Source organism: Clostridium pacaense (genome assembly GCF_020709765.2).
Taxonomy (GTDB): Bacteria; Bacillota; Clostridia; order Lachnospirales; family Lachnospiraceae; genus Enterocloster; species Enterocloster hominis.
Genome location: NZ_JAJFEB020000158.1, coordinates 1 through 250, shown reverse-complemented (window position 1 = coordinate 250; position 250 = coordinate 1). Strand labels below are relative to the sequence as shown.

1 protein-coding gene is annotated in these 250 nt (G+C 49.2%); it reads left to right on the top strand.

From position 1 onward, the window contains the following. Positions 1-250: hypothetical protein (locus tag LK536_RS58900; RefSeq protein ID WP_506092347.1), on the top strand; the 250-nt coding region annotated here is incomplete at both ends.

The following is a 250-nucleotide window of genomic DNA, read 5'->3' as shown; positions in this document are numbered from 1 at the left end:
AAAGGAAAGGAAGGAAGAAGAAAAGGAAGAAGAGGGGGGAGAGGGGAGGAAGGAGGGAGAAGGGGAAAAAAGGAAAGAAGAAGGAGAGGAGAGAGGGGAGGAGGAAGGAAAGGGGGAAAAGGAAGAGGAAAGAAGGAGGGAGGGAAGAAAGGAAAGGAAGAGGGGAAAAAAGAAGGAAAAAGGAAGGAGGAAAGAAGGAGAAAAAGGAAGAAGGGAAGGGAGGAAGGAGGAGGAGAAGGAAAGGAGGAGA